Origin of the sequence: Acinetobacter sp. SH024 (assembly GCF_000163635.1) — a bacterium.
GTDB lineage: Bacteria > Pseudomonadota > Gammaproteobacteria > Pseudomonadales > Moraxellaceae > Acinetobacter > Acinetobacter pittii.
The window spans coordinates 869714-870269 of record NZ_GG753601.1 but is presented as its reverse complement, the minus strand read 5'-3'; the positions used below and the strand labels follow the sequence as shown (position 1 = coordinate 870269).

The 556-nt window shown below is 51.3% G+C and carries 1 pseudogene; it reads left to right on the top strand.

Features of this window, described 5'->3' with window-relative positions:
- Positions 1-34 precede the first annotated feature (34 nt).
- Positions 35-556, top strand: a pseudogene (locus HMPREF0013_RS16570) (hypothetical protein); the annotation flags it as partial.

Below are 556 nucleotides of genomic sequence, written 5' to 3'. Positions count from 1 at the left end.
CGAAGGCCCTGTAACCATCCATGCAGAAGCAGTGGATGCACAAGGTAACCTTGATGTTGCAGATGCAGACGTCACCGTGACTGTAGATACCTTACCTGCAGACCTGATCGGTGCGATCACGATTCCTGAAGACTTAAATGGCGACGGTATCTTGAATGCAGACGAGCTAGGCACAGACGGCACCTTCAATGCACAAGTGGCGTTGGGACCTGATGCAATCGATGGCACAGTAGTGAATGTTAACGGTACTAACTACACCGTGACAGCAGCTGACCTTGCAAACGGCTTCATCACTGCAGCGATTCCTGTCACAGGCGAAGGCCCTGTAACCATCCATGCAGAAGCAGTGGATGCACAAGGTAACCTTGATGTTGCAGATGCAGACGTCACCGTGACTGTAGATACCTTGCCTGCAGACCTGATCGGTGCGATCACGATTCCTGAAGACTTAAATGGCGACGGTATCTTAAATGCAGACGAGCTAGGCACAGACGGTACCTTCAATGCACAAGTGGCGTTGGGACCAGATGCAATCGATGGCACAGTAGTGAATGTG